General features: G+C 60.4%; 17 protein-coding genes and 2 tRNA genes. 15 read left to right on the forward strand and 4 right to left on the reverse strand.

Annotated elements, in window-relative coordinates:
• Positions 1–185: 185 nt before the first annotated feature.
• From K6T12_RS19545 to K6T12_RS19560, 4 genes are all read right to left on the reverse strand, one after another.
• Positions 186–1136: an alpha-L-glutamate ligase-like protein gene (locus tag K6T12_RS19545; RefSeq protein ID WP_222224628.1), complete on the reverse strand. Its 951-nt coding sequence runs from the start codon at positions 1134–1136 to the stop codon at positions 186–188.
• Between the two features lie 10 nt (positions 1137–1146).
• Positions 1147–2679 (reverse strand): inactive transglutaminase family protein, encoded by a 1533-nt coding sequence (locus K6T12_RS19550; RefSeq protein ID WP_222224629.1) that lies wholly within the window; start codon positions 2677–2679, stop codon positions 1147–1149.
• Positions 2679–3335 (reverse strand): ATP-dependent zinc protease family protein, encoded by a 657-nt coding sequence (locus tag K6T12_RS19555; protein ID WP_222224630.1) that lies wholly within the window; start codon positions 3333–3335, stop codon positions 2679–2681. Before K6T12_RS19555 ends, K6T12_RS19550 begins: the two co-directional genes overlap by 1 nt.
• Positions 3336–3531: 196 nt before the next feature.
• A complete protein-coding gene (locus K6T12_RS19560) occupies positions 3532–3834 on the reverse strand; it encodes a YhbY family RNA-binding protein (protein ID WP_222224631.1) in 303 nt (100 codons plus the stop codon).
• Between the two features lie 122 nt (positions 3835–3956).
• Here K6T12_RS19560 and rlmE point away from each other — a divergent pair, with 122 nt between their 5' ends.
• The 15 genes from rlmE (at position 3957) to pnp (ending at position 19080) form a co-directional block, all read left to right on the forward strand.
• The gene (rlmE, locus tag K6T12_RS19565; protein WP_222224632.1) at positions 3957–4580 is read left to right on the forward strand and encodes a 23S rRNA (uridine(2552)-2'-O)-methyltransferase RlmE; all 624 of its coding nucleotides are present in this window, start codon (positions 3957–3959) and stop codon (positions 4578–4580) included.
• Positions 4581–4673: 93 nt separating this feature from the next.
• Positions 4674–6644, forward strand: coding sequence for an ATP-dependent zinc metalloprotease FtsH (gene ftsH, locus K6T12_RS19570; protein ID WP_222224633.1), 1971 nt, complete (start codon positions 4674–4676; stop codon positions 6642–6644).
• A gap of 119 nt (positions 6645–6763) precedes the next feature.
• A complete protein-coding gene (gene folP, locus K6T12_RS19575; protein ID WP_255611919.1) occupies positions 6764–7618 on the forward strand; it encodes a dihydropteroate synthase in 855 nt (284 codons plus the stop codon).
• Positions 7618–8964: a phosphoglucosamine mutase gene (gene glmM, locus K6T12_RS19580; protein WP_222224634.1), complete on the forward strand. Its 1347-nt coding sequence runs from the start codon at positions 7618–7620 to the stop codon at positions 8962–8964. Before folP ends, glmM begins: the two co-directional genes overlap by 1 nt.
• 45 nt (positions 8965–9009) lie before the next feature.
• Entirely contained in the window at positions 9010–9768 is a 759-nt protein-coding gene (gene tpiA, locus K6T12_RS19585) for a triose-phosphate isomerase (protein ID WP_222224635.1), read from the forward strand.
• A gap of 14 nt (positions 9769–9782) precedes the next feature.
• Positions 9783–10154: a preprotein translocase subunit SecG gene (gene secG / locus K6T12_RS19590; protein WP_222224637.1), complete on the forward strand. Its 372-nt coding sequence runs from the start codon at positions 9783–9785 to the stop codon at positions 10152–10154.
• Positions 10155–10164: 10 nt separating this feature from the next.
• Positions 10165–10250: transfer RNA gene (locus K6T12_RS19595), tRNA-Leu, on the forward strand.
• 49 nt (positions 10251–10299) lie between these two features.
• Positions 10300–10376: transfer RNA gene (locus K6T12_RS19600), tRNA-Met, on the forward strand.
• A gap of 132 nt (positions 10377–10508) precedes the next feature.
• On the forward strand, positions 10509–10964 hold the full coding sequence (rimP, locus tag K6T12_RS19605; protein ID WP_222224638.1) for a ribosome maturation factor RimP: 456 nt from the start codon (positions 10509–10511) through the stop codon (positions 10962–10964).
• Positions 10965–10997: 33 nt separating this feature from the next.
• Positions 10998–12488, forward strand: coding sequence for a transcription termination factor NusA (gene nusA, locus K6T12_RS19610; protein WP_222224640.1), 1491 nt, complete (start codon positions 10998–11000; stop codon positions 12486–12488).
• Positions 12489–12516: 28 nt separating this feature from the next.
• The gene (gene infB / locus K6T12_RS19615) at positions 12517–15018 is read left to right on the forward strand and encodes a translation initiation factor IF-2 (protein ID WP_222224641.1); all 2502 of its coding nucleotides are present in this window, start codon (positions 12517–12519) and stop codon (positions 15016–15018) included.
• Positions 15018–15416, forward strand: a complete 399-nt coding sequence (gene rbfA, locus K6T12_RS19620) for a 30S ribosome-binding factor RbfA (protein WP_222224642.1) — start codon at positions 15018–15020, stop codon at positions 15414–15416. The genes infB and rbfA overlap by 1 nt, the downstream gene beginning before the upstream one ends.
• A 2-nt stretch (positions 15417–15418) precedes the next feature.
• Entirely contained in the window at positions 15419–16390 is a 972-nt protein-coding gene (gene truB / locus K6T12_RS19625; RefSeq protein ID WP_222224643.1) for a tRNA pseudouridine(55) synthase TruB, read from the forward strand.
• A 127-nt stretch (positions 16391–16517) separates the two neighbouring features.
• Positions 16518–16787, forward strand: coding sequence for a 30S ribosomal protein S15 (gene rpsO, locus K6T12_RS19630; protein WP_222224644.1), 270 nt, complete (start codon positions 16518–16520; stop codon positions 16785–16787).
• Positions 16788–16974: 187 nt separating this feature from the next.
• Entirely contained in the window at positions 16975–19080 is a 2106-nt protein-coding gene (pnp, locus tag K6T12_RS19635) for a polyribonucleotide nucleotidyltransferase (protein WP_222224645.1), read from the forward strand.
• Positions 19081–19238 lie beyond the last annotated feature (158 nt).

The following is a 19238-nucleotide window of genomic DNA, read 5'->3' on the forward strand; positions in this document are numbered from 1 at the left end:
GCGAGAGATGGCATCCACTGCCTGACTGAAATGCATAAAAAAATCCGGAACCCTTAACATGGATTCCGGATTTTCTCTTGCCTGATCAGCAAGTTAAAGAGCTTAACTGATCGGCATTACGCTTAGGCGCGGTTTTTTTATGGCTGGGCAGCGGTGCCGGCGGTCGGCGGTGGTGAGGGGCTGGTTTAGCCGTGACCAAACTGCTCGATGGCGTAGGCGACCCGCTCGGTGACGCTGGCCGTGTGCGGAGCCCGTTGCTCGATCTGTTGGAGGCGTGGTGTCAAACCGCAATCGTTGGCGATCTGAATTGCCAGGCCGGGACGGGCATTCATCTCCAGGATCAGCGGCCCCAGGTCGCGGTCCAGTACGATATCGCAGCCCATGTAGCCCAGTTCGGTGACTTCGTAACAGCTGGCGGCCAGTTCGAGAATCTGCTGCCAGTGCGGCACCTGCAGCTTGTCGAACGCGGTGCCGGTATCGGGGTGGTGGCTGACCGGGCGGCCGAACTGCACTGCGTTGAGCCCGCGGCCATTGGCCAGGTCCAGGCCGACGCCGACTGCACCCTGGTGGAGGTTGGCCTTGCCGTCGGAGGCGTGGGTAGCCAGCCGCAGCATCGCCATCACCGGATAGCCGCGCAGGGTGATGACGCGGATATCCGGTACCCCCTCGTAGCTGTAGTTGTCGAACACCGGATCGAACTCGACCCGGGCCTCGATCATCGCCACGTCGGGCTTGCCGCCCAAGGAATAGAGCCCGCCGAGAATGTTGGACAGGTCACGCTCGATATCGAAGATGCTCAGTCGTTCGCCGCTGGGCTTGATGAACTGCTCCCCCTCGCGCGCGACGATCACCAGAATCCCCTTGCCGCCACTGCCTTGGGCCGGCTTGATGACGAAGTCATTCAGATTCTGCAGCAGTTCCAGGGCGTGGCTGGCATCGTGCTGCGAATGTACCACCCCCAGCAACTTGGGGACCGCGATGCCGGCCGCTTCGGCCAGTTGTTTGCTCTTGAGCTTGTTGTCGACCAGCGGGTAATGCCGGCGCTCGTTGTAGCTGCCGATATAGCGGCTGTTGCGCCTGTTCATTCCGAGGATGCCCCGTTTGCGCAGTTCCCAGGGCCAGCACCAGCGGATCATGGACAGCTCCTCAACGTTTGACCATCGGGGCAAAGCGGACCAGCTCGGACAACCGATAGCCGGTGTATTGGCCCAGCATCAGGTTGAAGGCCAGGATCACCAGCAGCAGTTCCGGAAAGTTGAAGGTCAGGTGCTCGATCAGCTGGTTGGTCATCAGCAGGTAGGCCAGTGACGCGACCAGCAGGCTGCCGGAGCCCTGGATCAGCACCTCGCGGGCGCCCTCCTCCTCCCAGAGGATCGACATTCGCTCAATGGTCCAGGAGAGGATGATCATCGGGAAGAAGGTGACGGTCAGAATCTGTTCCAGTCCCAGCTTGAAGCTGATAATGCTTAGCCCGGACATGATGCCGATCACCACGATCACCACCGAGGATATGCGGGCCACCAGTAGCAGGTTCAGATTGCTCAGTGCGCTGCGGATCCACAGGCCGATGGACACGACGATCAGGAAGATCAGGATGCCGGTCAGCAGGGTGGTCTGGATAAACGCCAGTGCCATCAGGATCGGCATGAAGGTGCCGGAGGTGCGGATGCCGATGATGATGCGCAGGAATACCACCACCAGGGTGCCAATCGGCACCAGCAGGATGGTCTTGAAGGCGTTCTGGTCGGCGATCGGCAAGGTATAGATCGAGAAGTCGATCAGCGCTACCTTTTCCGCTTTGGCGCTCCTTAGCGCCAGGGTGCGGGCGCTGGCGCTGCTGGCGCTGATTGAGAAGTTGACCGACGAATCGCGTCCGCCGACCACGTCCAGCAGCGATACCTGGCCGCGTTGCCAGATCAGGAAGTTGTCCGGCAGGCCCTCGCGGCTGCTGCGCGGATCGAAGAAATAGCGCTGGTCGTCGTCAAACAGCTCGACCATTCCCTCCAGCTGCAGGTTGCGCCGCCCGTCCTCCAGCAGCAGGCCTTTGATGACCTGCGCGGGCAGGCCTGCCAGGTGTAGCAGTTCGACCAGTTGTTCCGCGCTGACCTGCTGATCACTGTTGCGGGCCAGCAGGATACGTACCTCCTGGGAGGGGGGCGGACTGTTCAGTTGCTGTAGTAGCTGGATGGCCAGGCTGCGCGGATCGGCGGAGTGGCTGCGGGCCTCGTCGATCAGCGCCTGGGCGGCGGTCAGTAGCGGTTCGTCCAGGTCGATTCGTGGTATCTCGGGCGCCGGGGTCGCGGCGATATCGGTAGGGCTGTCGTCGAACCGGCTGACCTGCAGGCTGTAGTAGAGGATCTGTTCGCCGTCGGCCTGCCGGGTGGTCCACTCGGCGCGCTGTTGCCGGTTGCGCTCGGCCAGTGAAAAGCCGTAACCGGAGGATGCGTAGTTTTCGCGCAGGACTTCATAGCCGTTGCCGCTCAGTGGGCGGGCCAGCGATACGGTGGCCGGCTCGCCCGCTGCCTGGAAGCGCAGCTGGGCTTCGACGGTCCATACCTGGCGGGTCTGGCCCGGCAGCAGCGGGAAATCCAGTGCGAAGTGCTTGTAGAGCGTCATCCCCAATCCCAGCAGGATCAGCAGCAGGGCGATCAGGTACAGCTGTACTTGGGAGGTGCGCATCAGGGGGAGCCCTGCTTAGTCTTTTGAGGCTTGGCTGCCTCTTTGGCGGGCGGGTCGGCGATGAACCGCTTGCTGATATCGACGACCACCAGGTCGTGCAGGAAATCGCGGCCGATCAGTACCGGGTATTCGAAGTTGCTGCGGTCGGTCAGGTTCACCTCCAGTCGCTGGGAGACGCTGCCCACCTGTATCTTCAACTCCACTACCGGGCGCCGCTGTGAGTTGGTGCCCTTGCGCTTGATCTTGATGGTGCGTTTCAGTGGGCGCTCGAAGGTCTGCGCGTCCTCGTCGTCATCGCCCAGCGGGATATTGAAGCGAACCCAGGGGGCTCCGTCGCGCTCGAACTCGACGATATCCGTTGCGTGCAGTGAGCTGCTGCGGGCGCCGGTATCGATCCGGGCCGGTAGCTCCAGCTGCAGGCCGGGGAAGCGACTCAGCTCGATGGCGCCGAAAATTTGCTTGTTGTCGACCTTGGCCGGGGTATAGACGGTCACCTTGCGGATCACGGTCTTCGGTTCGGGGGTGGGGCATTCGACCGGTTTGGCGGCGGAATCGGGTGGCAGTGTGTCGGGCAGTGACTGGCAGCCGCCCAGCACCAGTGACACAGCCAACAGCAGGGCGGAGGCTAGCCGCGGTATCGTCGGCTTTTGGGACATCGGTGAATCCTCAATCAGAAACGCAATCAGCCATGCCGGCAATGGATGCGTGCGGGCCGTTTGGGCGGGCCGCGCTGCGCGGCAGGCAATAGTACCTTCCTATTACAATAGGCCACGGACGAACGGCTGCTGAATAGAATGAGGAGAATGTGGATGTGAGGGCCCGGCTGGAGAGGCCGGGCCTTCAGGGGGTGGATCAGCGCAGCAGGTTCGACAGCTTCGGATTCGGCTGCAGTGCCTTGCGGTACAGCAGGGCGATATTGCCGATCTCCTGCACCAGGGTCGCTTCGACGATCTCGCAGAGTTCGCGGATCAACTGTTTCTTGATCTCGCGGTCGCCAACCACGAACTTCACCTTGATCAGTTCGTGATCTTCCAGCGCGCGGTCGACCTCCAGCTGGATGTTCTCGGTCAGCCCTTTACCCGCCACGGTCACAATCGGGTTCAGGCCGTGGCCGATGGTGCGATATTGCTTCTTTTGCTCGGGCGATAAGCTCATACTAAACTATGTTGCCTCAAATTCAGGGGCGGTCTGTTGCCGCCGTTGACAAAGTAATCAATTTTACCCGAGTTGCCCTGGGCTGAGTAGGGTGGTTCGCACAGCCGGAGAAGTCGCCAGACGTGGCCAGATCGAAAAGTAGCGGTCGTTGGTTGAAGGAACACTTTGACGATCAGTACGTCAAGAAATCCAAAGATGCGGGCTATCGCTCCCGCGCCAGTTACAAGCTGCTCGAGCTGCAGCAGAAAGACCAGCTGTTCAAGCCGGGTATGACGGTGGTCGACCTGGGTGCCGCGCCGGGCGGTTGGTCGCAGGTGGCGGCCGAGCTGGTCGGTGACGGCGGCCGGGTGGTCGCCTCCGATATCCTGCCGATGGATCCCCTGCCCGGGGTCGAGTTCGTGCAGGGCGATTTCACCGAGGAGGAGGTGCTGAGCCAGGTGCTGCACGCGCTGGGCGACGCGCCGGCCGACCTTGTAATTTCCGATATGGCCCCCAATATGAGTGGTATGGCGGCGGTCGATCAGCCGGCCGCCATGTATCTGGTGGAGCTGGCGCTCGATATGGCGCGCGAAGTGCTGAAACCGAATGGCACTTTTGTTGCCAAAGTCTTTCAGGGGGAGGGGTTCGACCAATATATGCAGGAGCTCAGGCAGAGCTTCAAGACGGTCGTTACTCGCAAGCCCGATGCCTCCCGCGCCCGTTCCCGTGAAGTTTATCTGCTCGGAAAGGGCTTCAAAGGGGCATAAGTGGTTTCCACCCGCCGAGCTGTTATAGTGGTGGGCTGAATTCAGTGTTGCAGCAATACAGAGAGCTGAACCGAGGGTATTCATTTGAACGATATGGCAAAAAATCTGGTCCTCTGGCTGGTGATCGCGGCCGTCTTGCTGACCGTGTTCAATAACTTTAGTGCAGAGACCGATACCCGCCGGCTGAACTACTCCGACTTTGTCGCGGAGGTGCAGTCCGACCGTGTCGCCAAGGTGGTGATCGATGGTTACACCATCATTGGTCAGCGCACCAACGGCGAACATTTCGAAACCGTGCGGCCGGCACTCCAGGACCCGAAGTTGGTCGACGATCTGCTGCAGCACAACGTAGTGATCGAGGGTAAGCAGCCGGAACAGCAGAGCATCTGGTCGCAGCTGCTGGTGGCGTCGTTCCCGATTCTGGTGATCATCGCGGTGTTCATGTTCTTCATGCGCCAGATGCAGGGCGGTGGCGGCGGCAAGGGGCCGATGGCCTTCGGTAAGTCCAAGGCCCGCATGATGGGCGAAGATCAGATCAAGACCACCTTCGACGACGTGGCCGGCTGTGAAGAGGCCAAGGAGGAGGTCAGGGAGCTGGTCGACTACCTGCGTGATCCGGGCAAATTCCAGCGGCTCGGTGGCCACATCCCGCGTGGCGTGCTGATGTCGGGTAACCCGGGTACCGGTAAGACGCTGCTGGCCAAGGCTATCGCCGGCGAGGCCAAGGTGCCGTTTTTCAGCATCTCGGGTTCCGACTTCGTCGAGATGTTCGTCGGTGTCGGTGCCTCTCGTGTCCGCGACATGTTCGACCAGGCCAAGAAAAACGCGCCTTGCATCATCTTCATCGACGAGATCGACGCGGTCGGCCGTCACCGTGGCGTCGGTCTCGGCGGCGGTAACGACGAGCGCGAGCAGACCCTCAACCAGTTGCTGGTGGAGATGGACGGCTTTGAAGGTACCGAAGGGATCATCGTGATCGCCGCGACCAACCGGCCGGATGTGCTGGACCCGGCGCTGCTGCGCCCGGGCCGCTTCGACCGTCAGGTCAATGTCGGCCTGCCGGATATCCGTGGTCGTGAACAAATTCTTAAGGTGCATATGCGCAAGGTGCCGCTGAACGACGACGTCAAGCCGGAGCTGATCGCCCGTGGTACGCCGGGCTTCTCCGGTGCCGACCTGGCCAACCTGGTCAACGAGGCGGCACTGTTTGCGGCGCGCACCAACAAGCGCACCGTCGCCATGGAACAGTTCGAGAAGGCCAAGGACAAGATCATGATGGGCGCCGAGCGCAAGTCGATGGTGATGTCCTACAAGGAGCGCTTGAATACCGCTTACCACGAGGCGGGTCACGCGATCGTCGGTCGCTTGATGCCGCAGCATGATCCGGTCTACAAGGTGTCGATCATCCCGCGCGGTCGGGCGCTCGGTGTGACCATGTTCCTGCCGGAAGAGGATCGTTACAGCCACAGCAAACAGTCGATTATCTCCAATATCTGCTCGCTGTATGGCGGCCGTATCGCCGAGGAGATGACGCTGGGCAAGGAGGGGGTCACTACCGGTGCCTCCAACGATATCCAGCGCGCCACCATGTTGGCCCGCAATATGGTCACCAAGTGGGGTCTGACCGATGAGCTGGGGCCGCTGCTCTACGATGAGGAGGAGCAGGATCCGTTCAATCGCGGCTATGGCCAGGCAGCCAAACCGATGTCCGAGGATACCCAGCGCCGGGTGGACGAGGTGGTGCGCAAGATCATCGACGATTGCTACCAGCAGGCGTTCAAGTTGCTGGAGGATAATCGCGATATCCTGGAGGCGATGTGCCAGGCGTTGATGAAGTACGAAACCATCGATTCCAAGCAGATCGACCAGCTGATGGCGCGCGAGGAAGTTTCCGCGCCAGAGGGGTGGGTCGATGAGGATAAGGACGGTGACGCCGGTGCCGGCTCGGCGCGTGCCGACAGCGCCGAAGCCCCTGCCCCGGAGGCGACCGACCCGGATGTGCCGGATGCCGACCAGGATGGCCGGGTCGATGACGGTGCAGCGCCGGATCGAAAATTTCACTGACGCCACTGTCTGATCTGTCCGATAAGGCCGACTGCTAACGCGGTTGGCCTTTTTTATATCTGTCTTACAATTGTTTCGGTTAATTTGATCGAATCTGTCCATACCGGAGTACCGCCGCAATGCAGTTCGGTGATCGCGCCTTAGATCTTAATCGCCCAAGGGTGATGGGTATCCTGAATGTCACGCCGGATTCGTTTTCCGATGGCGGCAGTTACTACCAGTCGGACCGGCTGGATCTCGACAAGGCCCTGCGCCAGGCGGCGGCGATGGCTGAAGCGGGTGCCGATTTTATCGATATCGGTGGCGAGTCGACCCGTCCCGGTGCCGCGGAGGTCAGCGAGCAGCAGGAACTGGACCGGGTGCTGCCGGTGGTCGAGCGGATCCGTGCCGAGCTGGATGTGGTGATCTCGATCGACACCAGTACGCCACGGCTGATGACCGAAGCGGCCGCGCTAGGTGCCGGGCTGATCAACGATGTCCGGGCGCTGGCGCGTGACGGGGCGATGCAGGCGGCACTGGCTACCGAGCTGCCGGTCTGCCTGATGCATATGCAGGGCGCTTCGCCGTCGACCATGCAGGACGCGCCTCATTACGATGACGTGGTGGAGGAGGTCTGCCATTTCCTCGGCCAGCGGGTGGCCAGCTGTGTGCAGGTCGGCTTCGACAAGTCGCGGCTGATGCTGGATCCGGGCTACGGCTTCGGCAAGAGCCTGAACCATAATCTGCGCTTGCTGAACCGGCTGGAGGAGCTGCACCGCTTCGGCCTGCCGTTGCTGGTGGGAACTTCGCGCAAGACCATGGTCGGCCAGGTGCTGGATAAGCCGGTCGATCAGCGGCTGTATGGTTCGCTGGCGACCGTGGTGATTGCGGTCATGAAAGGCGCGCAGATTATTCGGGTGCACGACGTGGCCGAGACGGTCGACGTGGTGCGCATGACCCAGGCGGTGTGCCAGGAGCATAAAGGAGAGATTTGATGACCAGACGTTATTTCGGCACCGACGGCATTCGTGGCCGGGTCGGCCAGTTTCCCATTACCCCGGATTTCGTACTGAAGCTGGGCTGGGCCGCCGGTAAAGTGTTTGCCCGTGAGGGACGCCGCAAGATCCTGATCGGCAAGGATACCCGGATCTCCGGCTATATGTTCGAGTCGGCGCTGGAGGCGGGGTTGTCGGCCGCTGGGGTGGATGTGCTGCTGCTTGGGCCGATGCCGACACCGGCGATCGCCTACCTGACCCGGACCTTCCGCGCCGATGCCGGTATCGTGATCAGCGCATCGCACAACGCCTTCTATGACAACGGCATCAAGTTCTTCTCGGCTGACGGCACCAAGTTGCCGGACGAGGTCGAGCAGGCGATCGAGGCGCAGATGGACCTGGCGATGACCACGGTCGATTCCAGTGAGCTGGGCAAGGCACGCCGTATCGAGGATGCGCCGGGCCGCTATATCGAGTTCTGCAAGGCGACCTTCGGCGGTCACTCGCTGGCCGGACTGAAAGTCGCGCTGGACTGCGCCAACGGCGCCACCTACCACGTTTCTCCGCGGGTATTGACCGAGCTCGGCGCCGAGGTGATCGAGATCGCTTCCAAGCCCAATGGCCTTAATATCAACGAGCAGTGCGGCGCTACCGATACCGCGGCGCTGCGTCAGGCGGTGGTGGAGCACAAGGCTGACCTGGGCATCGCGCTGGATGGCGATGGCGACCGGCTGATCATGGTCGATCACCAGGGTGGCGAGGTGGACGGTGATGAGCTGCTGTTCATCATCGCCGGCCAGATGCAGCGCGAAGGGCTGTTCAACGGTGGCATTGTCGGCACCCTGATGTCCAATTTCGGCCTGGAGCAGGCCTGTCAGCGTGATGGCATCCCGTTCGTGCGGGCCAAGGTGGGCGACCGTTACGTGATGGAGGCGCTGGCCCAGCGTGGCTGGCAGCTGGGTGGTGAGTCGTCTGGCCACATCGTCTGCCGGCACCTGACCAGTACCGGCGACGGCACCGTGGCGGCGCTGCAGGTGCTCAAGGCGATGGTGGAAACCGGCGACAGCCTGCAGGCGCTGAGGCGGGGGATGACCAAGCTGCCGCAGACCATGATCAATGTGCGCCTGAAGCAGCGGGTTGAACTGTCGTCGGTACCGGCGATTGATGACGCGGTGCGGGCGGTTGAGGATGAACTGGCCGACAGTGGTCGGGTGTTGTTGCGTCCGTCCGGTACCGAGCCGGTAATCCGGGTGATGGTTGAGGGCGAACAGGCGCGACAGGTCGAGCAGTTGTGCGGTCGTTTGGCCGAGCAGGTGGAAAAAGCGATCCAAGCGCTTGAAAGTTAATGGCGAGACGGTTAATATTCCGGCCTCTTTGCTGAGGGGGCGTCGATGCGCAAGCCACTGGTAGCCGGTAACTGGAAAATGAACGGAAATGCTGTATCCATCAATGAGTTGATGGGTCTGCTGGTTTCCGGCGTTAAACAGGCTGCTGAGGGTGTCGATGTGCTGGTCTGTCCGCCTGCCGTCTACTTGGCGCAGGTGAGTGAGTTGGCCCGTGGCTCGGCAATCAAGGTCGGTGCTCAGAATGCCTGTCAGCACGCCGCCGGTGCCTATACTGGTGAAGTGGCGCTGCCGATGCTGGCCGAGTTCGACTGCGAGTATGTGATTATTGGTCACTCCGAACGCCGCGCGCTGTTCGGAGAGGACGACGCGCTGGTGGCGGAGAAGTGTGCCGCCGCCTTGGCGCAGGGTATCACGCCGATCCTCTGTGTGGGCGAAAGCCTAGAACAGCGGGATGCCGGTCAGGCGCTGGCGGTAGTCGGTGCGCAGATCGAGGCCGTGCTGACCCGTTGCGGTATCGGTGCGGTTGCCGATATGGTGATCGCATATGAGCCGGTCTGGGCGATTGGTACCGGACGTACCGCGACCCCGGCGCAGGCGCAGGAGATTCATGCAGCTATTCGGGCTCAGTTGGCCGAACAGGATGCGAAAGTAGCCGCCGAAGTGCGTGTGCTGTACGGCGGCAGTGTTACGGCGGCAACGGCAGCGGAGCTGTTCGCGCAGCCCGACATCGACGGTGGTCTGGTCGGTGGCGCCTCATTGAAGGCGGCTGATTTTCTGGCAATCTGCAGCGCAGCTGCTGCATAACAGACGGTTTAAAGATGGAAACAGCAGTTCTCATCGCTCATGTCTTGCTGGCAGCGGGCATCATCGGTTTCGTGTTGCTGCAGCAGGGTAAGGGTGCGGAAGCCGGCGCCTCGTTTGGTGGCGGTGCGTCGCAGACGGTATTCGGTGCCAGTGGTAGCACCTCCTTTCTGGCGCGTGTTACCGGTGTGCTGGCGGCAGGCCTGTTTGTGACCAGTTTCGTGCTGGCGGTCTACGCCAAGCAGAAAGCGGAAACGATCAGCGATGCCGGTATTCCGGCCGCGGAAGTAATCGAAGTGCAGCAGGAAGCTAAAGAAGCTGAACTGCCTGCGCTGGAAGAGTCCACGCCTGCACAGCCCGCCGATGCGGATGTGCCGACTGCGGACTGACGGTTTTAGTGCCCAAGTGGTGGAATTGGTAGACACGCTATCTTGAGGGGGTAGTGGCTAATAGCCGTGCCGGTTCGAGTCCGGCCTTGGGCACCATCTATTGAAAAGCTTTCAGGCGGGCTTTATAATATGCGCCTGTTTCTGATGCGGGGTGGAGCAGTCTGGTAGCTCGTCGGGCTCATAACCCGAAGGTCGTTGGTTCAAATCCAGCCCCCGCTACCAACCTTATTCGTCAGGAAAAGCCCCTATTCAGGGGCTTTTTCGTAGGTGGCATAAATGTTGTTGGTGCCACGCGTCAGAAATGGGTCGTTAGGACCCATTTTTTGTTTGTGACCCACACATGAGAGGTTGTTTGTGTCAGCAAAAATGAAGCTGTTGCACGAGCTGATCGACCCGGTCGTTGCTGCGCTGGGCTATCAGCTGTGGGGAATTGAATATGTTTCGCAAGGCAAGCACAGTGTCCTGCGAATCTATATTGATGCAGAGAACGGCATCAATGTGGACGACTGTGCCAAGGTGAGCCACCAGGTCAGCGGCGTGCTGGACGTGGAAGACCCGATCAGCAGTCACTATACGTTGGAAGTGTCTTCGCCGGGCATGGACCGTCCGCTGTTTACCCTGGAGCAGTTTGCCGCCTATGCCGGTCATCAGGCCGACATCCGGCTGCGCATCGCTTTCGACGGCCGGCGCCGGTTCAAGGGGCGCCTGAATGGAGTCGAGGGCGAAGATATTTTGCTGGTCGTGGATGACGAAGAATACCTGTTGCCGATCGATAGTATCGATAAGGCGAATATCGTTCCACAGTTCTGAACGCGGATTTGAGGAATTAGTCGAGGCAGTGGCATGAATAAAGAGATTCTGTTGGTTGCGGAAGCGGTATCGAACGAGAAGGATGTCCCCAAAGAGGTGATCTTCGAAGCGATCGAGCTGGCTTTGGCAACGGCGACCAAGAAACGTTACGAAGAAGAAGCCGATATCCGCGTTGAGATCGATCGGGCGACCGGTGACTACGAAACTTTCCGGCGCTGGGTGGTGGTGTCCAATGACGAAGTTCCGGCGCTGGGTACCGAGCTGACGTTGGAAGAGGCGCTGGAGATCGATACCAATCTGCAGCCGGGTGATATTCACGAAGAGCAGGTCGAGTCGGTCAAGTTCGGCCGGATCGCGGCCCAGACCGCCAAGCAGGTGATCGTGCAGAAAGTGCGCGAGGCCGAGCGTGCCAAGGTGGTCGAGCAGTATCGCGACCGTCAGGGCGAACTGATCTCCGGTACGGTCAAGAAAGTGACCCGCGACAACATTATTGTTGACCTGGGCAATAACGCCGAGGCGCTGCTGCCGCGCGATCAGTGCATTCCGCGTGAAGCCTTCCGCATGGGCGAACGGGTGCGCGCAATCCTGATGGAAGTGCGCAGCGAAGGTCGTGGTCCGCAGCTGTTGATGAGCCGTAGCTGCCCGGAGATGCTGATCGAACTGTTCCGCATCGAGGTGCCGGAGATCGCCGAGGAGGTGATTGAGATCCGTGCCGCGTCCCGTGATCCGGGCTCGCGTGCCAAGATCGCGGTGAAGACCAACGACGGTCGCATTGATCCGGTCGGTGCCTGTGTCGGTATGCGTGGTGCCCGTGTCCAGGCGGTATCCGGCGAGCTCGGCAACGAGCGCGTCGATATCGTGTTGTGGGACGACAACCCGGCGCAGCTGGTGATCAATGCCATGGCGCCGGCGGAAGTCGCTTCCATCGTGATGGACGAGGAAACCCACTCGATGGATGTGGCGGTCGCCGAAGATGCTTTGGCAATGGCGATCGGCCGTGGTGGTCAAAACGTGCGCCTGGCCAGTGAACTGACCGGCTGGGAGCTGAACGTGATGACCGAAGAGGAAGCGACCGAGAAGCAGCAGTCCGAGATCGGCTCGATCCTGGAAGTCTTCACCCGGCATCTGGATGTCGATGACGATATCGCTCAGGTGCTGGTCGAGGAAGGCTTCACCACCCTGGAAGAGGTGGCCTATGTACCGGTCGACGAGATGCTCGAGATCGAAGGTTTCGACGAAGACATTGTGAGCGAACTGCGTGCCCGCGCGAAAGATGCCCTGCTGAACCTGGCCCTGGCCAGCGAAGAGAAGCTGGAGAACGCTGAGCCGGCGCAAGACCTGCTGGACATGGACGGTATGGACACTCATCTGGCCTACCTGATGGCGGCCCAGGGTATCGTAACGATGGAAGACCTGGCAGAGCAGTCGGTGGAAGACCTGCTGGATATTGAAGGGGTGGATGAGGAGCGCGCTGCGCAGCTGATCATGACCGCCCGAGCCCCGTGGTTTGCCGACGAGGCGTAATCCGGCAACGGAAGAGGAGAAAACCTAGATGGCAGAAGTCACAGTTAAACAACTTGCCGAGATGGTTGGTGTTTCCGTTGAGCGTTTGCTGACGCAGATGCAGGAAGCGGGGATTGCCGGCAAAAATGACGGCTCATCGGTATCAGAGAATGAGCGTCAGGCACTGCTGGTGCACCTGAAGCGTAGCCACGGCGAAAGTGCCGATGATGGCGAGCCGAAGAAGATCACCCTGAAGCGTAAGACCACCAGCCAGCTGAAAGTAGCCGGCGGTGCAGGTAAGAAAAAGACCGTCAACGTCGAGGTGCGCAAGAAACGCACCTATGTGAAGCGTTCCGAAATCGACGATGACAGTGCAGCCCGTCAGGAAGAAGAGGCGGCGGCACTGCAGGCGGAAGAACAGGCCCGTCGGGAAGCCGAACTGAAGGCTGAAGCGGAAAAACAGGCCGCTGATGAGGCGGCCCGCAAGGCGGACGAAGAGCAGGCACGCAAGCGTGCCGAAGAGGAAGCACGCCTGAAAACTGAACAAGAAACCGCGGCTAAGCGCAAGGCGGAAGAAGAAGCCAAGCGCAAGGCTGAGTTGGAGGCCCGTCGACCGGCTGCGCCGTCCAGCGATGACCGTCGTGGACGTAAAGACAAGAAAAAAGCGCCGGCGGGCCGTACAGGCCGTCCGGGCGGCCGTGACGATCGTCGCGGTGGCAAACTGAGCCGCAAGCCGGGTGCCCGTACCAGCCGCAAGCCGAGCGAACACGGTTTCAAAGAGCCGACTGCGCCGATCGTGCATGAGGTGAGCATTCCGGAAAGCATCACTGTAGCTGACCTGGCCAAGAAGATGTCGGTCAAGGCGGCCGAGGTGATCAAGGTGATGTTCAAGATGGGCGCGATGGCGACCATCAACCAGGTGATCGATCAGGATACCGCTGTACTGGTGGTGGAAGAGATGGGTCACAAGCCGAAGCCGCTGCAGGAGAACGCAGTGGAAGAGGCGCTGATGGAAAGTATCGCCCAGGAAGAGGGCGAGCAGGCTAGCCGTGCTCCGGTGGTGACCGTCATGGGTCACGTCGACCACGGTAAGACCTCACTGCTCGACTACATTCGGACCACCCGCGTGGCGGCCGGCGAATCCGGCGGCATCACCCAGCATATCGGTGCCTACCACGTCGAAACCGACAGTGGCATGGTGACCTTCCTGGATACCCCGGGACACGCCGCCTTTACCGCGATGCGTGCCCGTGGTGCCCAGCTGACCGATATCGTTATCCTGGTAGTGGCCGCCGATGACGGCGTGATGCCGCAGACCGAGGAAGCGGTACAGCATGCCAAGGCAGCCGGCGTACCTCTGGTCGTCGCGGTCAACAAGATCGATAAGGAAGAAGCCGATCCGGATCGGGTCAAGAACGAGCTGGCGCAGCGCGACGTAATCCCGGAAGACTGGGGCGGCGACGTGATGTTCGTCAGTGTTTCGGCGAAGACCGGCCAGGGTATCGACGAACTGCTCGAAGCCGTGCTGCTGCAGGCCGAGGTACTGGAACTGACCGCCGCGCCGAACGCGCCGGGTCAGGGGGTGGTTGTCGAATCCCGCCTGGACAAGGGGCGTGGTCCGGTGGCGACGCTGCTGGTACAAAACGGTACCCTGCGTAAGGGTGATATCGTGCTGGCAGGTCTGCATTACGGCCGTATCCGCGCGATGCTGGACGAAAACGGCAAACCGATCGACGAAGCCGGTCCGGCAATTCCGGTCGAGATCCTCGGCCTGGACGGTACCCCGGATGCGGGTGACGAGTTCACCATGGTGTCCAACGAGAAAAAAGCGCGTGAAGTGGCGCTGTTCCGCCAGGGCAAATACCGCGAGGTCAAGCTGGCCCGTCAGCAGCAGGCCAAGCTGGAAAACCTGTTCGCCAACATGCAGGCCGGCGAAGTGAAGTCGCTGAACATCGTCCTGAAAGCGGACGTGCGCGGCTCGCTGGAAGCCCTGATCGGCGCGCTGGAAGATCTGTCCACCGACGAGGTGAAGGTCAACATCGTCTCCACCGGTGTCGGCGGGATCGCCGAAACCGACGCCAACCTGGCACTGGCCTCCTCGGCCATCATGATCGGCTTCAATGTTCGTGCCGATGCTCAGGCCAAGGCGATCGTCGAGCGTGAAGATATCGAGCTGCGTTACTACAGCGTGATCTACGACATCATCGACGATGTGAAACAGGCACTGACCGGCCTGCTGACTCCGGAATACCGTGAAGAGATCGTCGGTATCGCCGAAGTGCGTGATGTCTTCCGCGCGCCGAAGATCGGTGCCGTGGCAGGTTGCATGGTGACCGAAGGGACCGTATACCGTAATAAGCGTATCCGCGTACTGCGTGACAACGTGGTTATCTACGAAGGCGAGCTGGAATCCCTGCGTCGCTTCAAGGATAACGTCAACGAAGTCCGCCAGGGCATGGAGTGTGGTATCGGCGTGAAGAACTACAACGATGTGAAAGTCGGCGACCAGATCGAGGTCTACGACACCATCGAGGTGCAGCGTACTCTGTAATGGCACGAGAATTCAGTCGTACACAACGGGTAGCGGACCAGATCCAGCGGGATCTGGCCCAGCTTATCCAGCAGGATCTGAAAGATCCGCGCCTGGGGATGGTGACTGTCAGCCACGTCAAGGTCAGCAAGGACCTGGGCTATGCCGACGTCTACATTACTGTGTTGCCGTTGGGCGACCAGGACCAGGATCAGGCGATCAAGGACAGCCTCGGCGTGTTGAATGGCGCGGCGGGGCACCTGCGCCACGAGCTGGCACGCGGCATCAAGCTGCGTATCATGCCGCACCTGCGGTTCCACTATGACGAGAGCGTTGAGCGCGGTCGCCATCTGCACAGCCTGATCGAAAAGGCCTACCAGATGGAGAAGCGTGACGACGATAGCAGCAGCGAGGGCTGAGCGTGGCAGGTGCTAGACGTGCGCGCGGCCGCGCGCTGGACGGTATTCTGCTGCTCGACAAGCCGGGCGGGGTAACCTCCAACGGCGTGCTGCAGCGCTGCAAGCGATTGTTTGACGCCGCGAAGGCCGGCCATACCGGGGCGCTGGATCCACTGGCGACCGGTATGTTGCCGATCTGTTTCGGCGAGGCGACCAAGTTCTCCCAATTCCTGCTGGACTCCGATAAACGCTATCGGACCACCGCCAAGCTGGGCGTACGGACCGATTCGTCGGATGCCGATGGCCAGGTGATCGCCGAGGCGCCGATTGGCGACGAGGTGACCGAAGCGCGAATCCGTGAACTGCTGGAAGCACACTTTAACGGCTGGATCGAGCAGGTGCCGTCGATGTATTCGGCACTGAAGTTCAATGGCCAGCCGCTCTACAAACTGGCCCGCCAGGGTATCCAGGTGGAGGTCAAGCCGCGCCAGGTCTGCATTCATCAGATCGAGCTGCTCGATTTCCGCGGCGACGAGCTGGATCTGGAGGTGCACTGCTCGAAGGGTACCTACATCCGCTCGATCGTCGAGGACCTCGGCCTGCTGCTCGGTTGCGGTGCGCACGTCACGCGATTGCACCGGCTGGAGTGCGGTCCTTTCAAGGCGGCGCAGATGACACCGTTGGCCGAGTTGGAGCAGTTGGCTGAGCTGACTGAGGCCGATCAGGGCGAGATAAAAAACGCACAAGCGCGGTTGGATCGGTTATTATTGCCGGTCTGGAGCGCACTGGGCGATACCCCTCAGCTGACGCTGGCTGCCGATCAGGTCACTCGCATCAAGAATGGCCAAGTCGTGGTGTTGCCGGCACAGCAGCAGACCGTTGCCTCAACCGACTGCGTGGCGCTGTTCGAAGCGGATGGCGAGCACTTTATCGGTGTCGGCGAGCTGGATGAGCAGGGGCACCTGAAAGCGCGCCGGTTGATGAAAACCGGCTAATGAACCTACTAGTTATGCATGCTTGCCATGGGTAACACAGAGAGGTGGCGTTGTACTGGAAATATGCTCGGTACATCGTGTCTTTTAATCGTGATCAACGATCACATGCATATTTGGAGATAACATCATGGCTTTGTCCGTAGAAAAGAAAGCAGAGATCGTAGCAAAGTTCGCACGTGGCGAAGGTGACACTGGTTCCCCGGAAGTACAGGTTGCCCTGCTGACTGCAAACATCGAAGGCCTGCAGGGTCACTTCAAGTCCAACAAGCACGACCACCACTCCCGTCGCGGTCTGATCCGCATGGTAAACCAGCGTCGTAAGCTTCTGGACTACCTGAAGAAGAAAGACGCTGACCGTTACCTGGCTCTGATCGGTGAACTGGGTCTGCGCCGCTAAGCTAAGATCTCCGAGGCCATACTGAGTATGGCCTCTTTTATTTGGGCCCGTGAATTCGGCACTGGTTTCGTATCCACTGAGCCTGTACTCAATTGGTCTTTTTGTAGAGACCAACTGAGTACTGGCTGAAACGAAACGAGGCTGTCCGTTTCCGGGCGTTATTTCATTGACGCATAGGAAAACAACCGTGTTTCAAGTTGCAACCAAGACATTCCAGTTCGGTAATCACGAAGTAACCATCGAAACTGGCCGCGTGGCACGCCAGGCGACCGGTGCGGTGATGGTGACCATGGACGGCGTACAGGTCCTCTGTACTGTTGTCGGTGCCAAGGAAGCGAGAGAAGGCCAGGACTTCTTCCCGCTGTCCGTGCACTACCAGGAGAAATACTACGCCGTGGGTCGTATCCCGGGTGGTTTCTTCAAGCGTGAAGCCCGTCCGTCCGAGAAGGAAACCCTGACCTCCCGCCTGATCGACCGTCCGATCCGTCCGCTGTTCCCGAAAGGCTACATGAACGAAGTACAGGTGATCTGTACCGTGATGTCCGCCGACAAGGTGAACGATCCGGATATCGCGGCGATGATCGGCACCTCTGCTGCACTGGCAATCTCCGGTATCCCGTTCCTGGGCCCGATCGGTGGCGCCCGCGTCGGCTTCACTGAAGCCGAAGGCTACATTCTGAACCCGACCTACGAGCAGTTGGCCGCGTCCGAGCTGGACATGGTCGTTGCCGGCACCTCCGATGCGGTGTTGATGGTCGAATCCGAAGCTAAGGAACTGAGTGAAGACGAGATGCTGGGCGCGGTACTGTTTGCGCACCAGGAGATGCAGGTCGTTATCAACGCGATCAACGAACTGGTGGCGGAAGCCGGCAAGCCGAAGTGGGAGTGGAACGCGGCCGAGAAGAACGAAGCGCTGATCGCCCAGGTACGCGCCGAAGTTGGCGAAGGCATCGTGGCGGCTTACCAGATCGCCGACAAGATGCAGCGTCAGAACACTCTGAACGCACTGCGCAGCCAGGCGGTTGAAGCGCTGGCCGGCGACGAAGAGGGCAAGCCGTCCGCCAAAGAGGTGGCGGGTATCGTCAGCTCACTGGAAAAAGAGACCGTTCGAGGCCGTATCCTTGATAACGAGCCGCGTATCGACGGCCGTGACAACAAGACTGTACGCCCGATCAATGTCGCTATCGACGTGCTGTCCGGCACCCACGGTTCTGCGCTGTTCACCCGTGGCGAAACCCAGTCCATCGCTACCTGTACCCTGGGCACCAGCCGTGACCAGCAGATCATCGATGCGCTGGAAGGCGAACGTAAGGACGCCTTCATGCTGCACTACAACTTCCCGCCGTACTCCGTCGGCGAATGTGGCCGTATGATGGGTGCCGGCCGTCGTGAGATCGGTCATGGTCGTCTGGCACGTCGTGGTGTCGCTGCGGTGCTGCCGAACCAGGAAGAGTTCCCGTACACCATCCGCATAGTGTCCGAGATCACCGAGTCCAACGGTTCCAGCTCGATGGCATCCGTCTGTGGCGCATCCCTGGCGATGATGGATGCCGGTGTGCCGCTGAAGGCGCCGGTGGCCGGTATCGCGATGGGCCTGGTGAAGGAGCAGGATCGCTTCGCGGTACTGACCGACATCCTGGGTGACGAAGATCACCTGGGCGACATGGACTTCAAGGTAGCCGGTACCGAAGCAGGCGTTACCGCGCTGCAGATGGATATCAAGATCACCGGTATCACCGAAGAGATCATGGAGATCGCGCTGGAGCAGGCGTACCACGCCCGTAAGCACATCCTCGGCGAGATGGCCAAGGTGATCGGTTACGCCCGTCCGGAACTGCCGGACAACGCACCGGCGATGACCCAGCTGAAGATCAACCCGGAGAAGATCCGCGACGTGATCGGTAAAGGCGGTGCGGTCATCCGTGCGCTGACCGAAGAGACCGGCGCGATGATCGATATCGAAGACGACGGTACCGTACGTATCTACGCCGCTGACAAAGCCGCAGCCAAGGAAGCGATCGACCGCGTGATGGCGATCACCGCAGAAGCGGAAGTTGGTCAGGTGTACGAAGGCAAGGTGGTTCGCATCGAAGACTTCGGTGCCTTCGTCAACATCCTGCCGGGCAAAGACGGTCTGGTGCACATCTCGCAGATCGCCAACAAGCGCGTCGAGAAGGTGACCGACTACGTGAACATGGATGACGTGGTTAAGGTCAAGGTGCTGGACGTGGATGTACGCGGCCGCATCAAGCTGTCCATGAAGGATCTGGAAGCGGACGACGCCGTCAGCTGATCTGCTTGCGATAGCAATTGAAAAAACCGGCCGGTTGGCTAATGCCGATCAGTTAAGCTCTTTAACTTGCTGATCAGGCAAGAGAAAATCCGGAATCCATGTTAAGGGTTCCGGATTTTTTTATGCATTTCAGTCAGGCAGTGGATGCCATCTCTCGC

It is taken from the genome of Marinobacterium arenosum, from assembly GCF_019795155.1.
Classification (GTDB): Bacteria; Pseudomonadota; Gammaproteobacteria; order Pseudomonadales; family Balneatricaceae; genus Marinobacterium_C; species Marinobacterium_C arenosum.

Excerpts from the sequence above, each read along its gene's own strand:
- infB (WP_222224641.1), top strand. The coding sequence starts at position 12,517 with ATGGCAGAAGTCACAGTTAAACAACTTGCCGAGATGGTTGGTGTTTCC.
- nusA (WP_222224640.1), top strand. The coding sequence starts at position 10,998 with ATGAATAAAGAGATTCTGTTGGTTGCGGAAGCGGTATCGAACGAGAAG.
- K6T12_RS19555 (WP_222224630.1), bottom strand. The coding sequence starts at position 3,335 with ATGTCCCAAAAGCCGACGATACCGCGGCTAGCCTCCGCCCTGCTGTTG.
- secG (WP_222224637.1), top strand. The coding sequence starts at position 9,783 with ATGGAAACAGCAGTTCTCATCGCTCATGTCTTGCTGGCAGCGGGCATC.
- rbfA (WP_222224642.1), top strand. The coding sequence starts at position 15,018 with ATGGCACGAGAATTCAGTCGTACACAACGGGTAGCGGACCAGATCCAG.
- rpsO (WP_222224644.1), top strand. The coding sequence starts at position 16,518 with ATGGCTTTGTCCGTAGAAAAGAAAGCAGAGATCGTAGCAAAGTTCGCA.
- K6T12_RS19550 (WP_222224629.1), bottom strand. The coding sequence starts at position 2,679 with ATGCGCACCTCCCAAGTACAGCTGTACCTGATCGCCCTGCTGCTGATC.
- folP (WP_255611919.1), top strand. The coding sequence starts at position 6,764 with ATGCAGTTCGGTGATCGCGCCTTAGATCTTAATCGCCCAAGGGTGATG.
- tpiA (WP_222224635.1), top strand. The coding sequence starts at position 9,010 with ATGCGCAAGCCACTGGTAGCCGGTAACTGGAAAATGAACGGAAATGCT.
- glmM (WP_222224634.1), top strand. The coding sequence starts at position 7,618 with ATGACCAGACGTTATTTCGGCACCGACGGCATTCGTGGCCGGGTCGGC.
- K6T12_RS19545 (WP_222224628.1), bottom strand. The coding sequence starts at position 1,136 with ATGATCCGCTGGTGCTGGCCCTGGGAACTGCGCAAACGGGGCATCCTC.
- ftsH (WP_222224633.1), top strand. The coding sequence starts at position 4,674 with ATGGCAAAAAATCTGGTCCTCTGGCTGGTGATCGCGGCCGTCTTGCTG.
- K6T12_RS19560 (WP_222224631.1), bottom strand. The coding sequence starts at position 3,834 with ATGAGCTTATCGCCCGAGCAAAAGAAGCAATATCGCACCATCGGCCAC.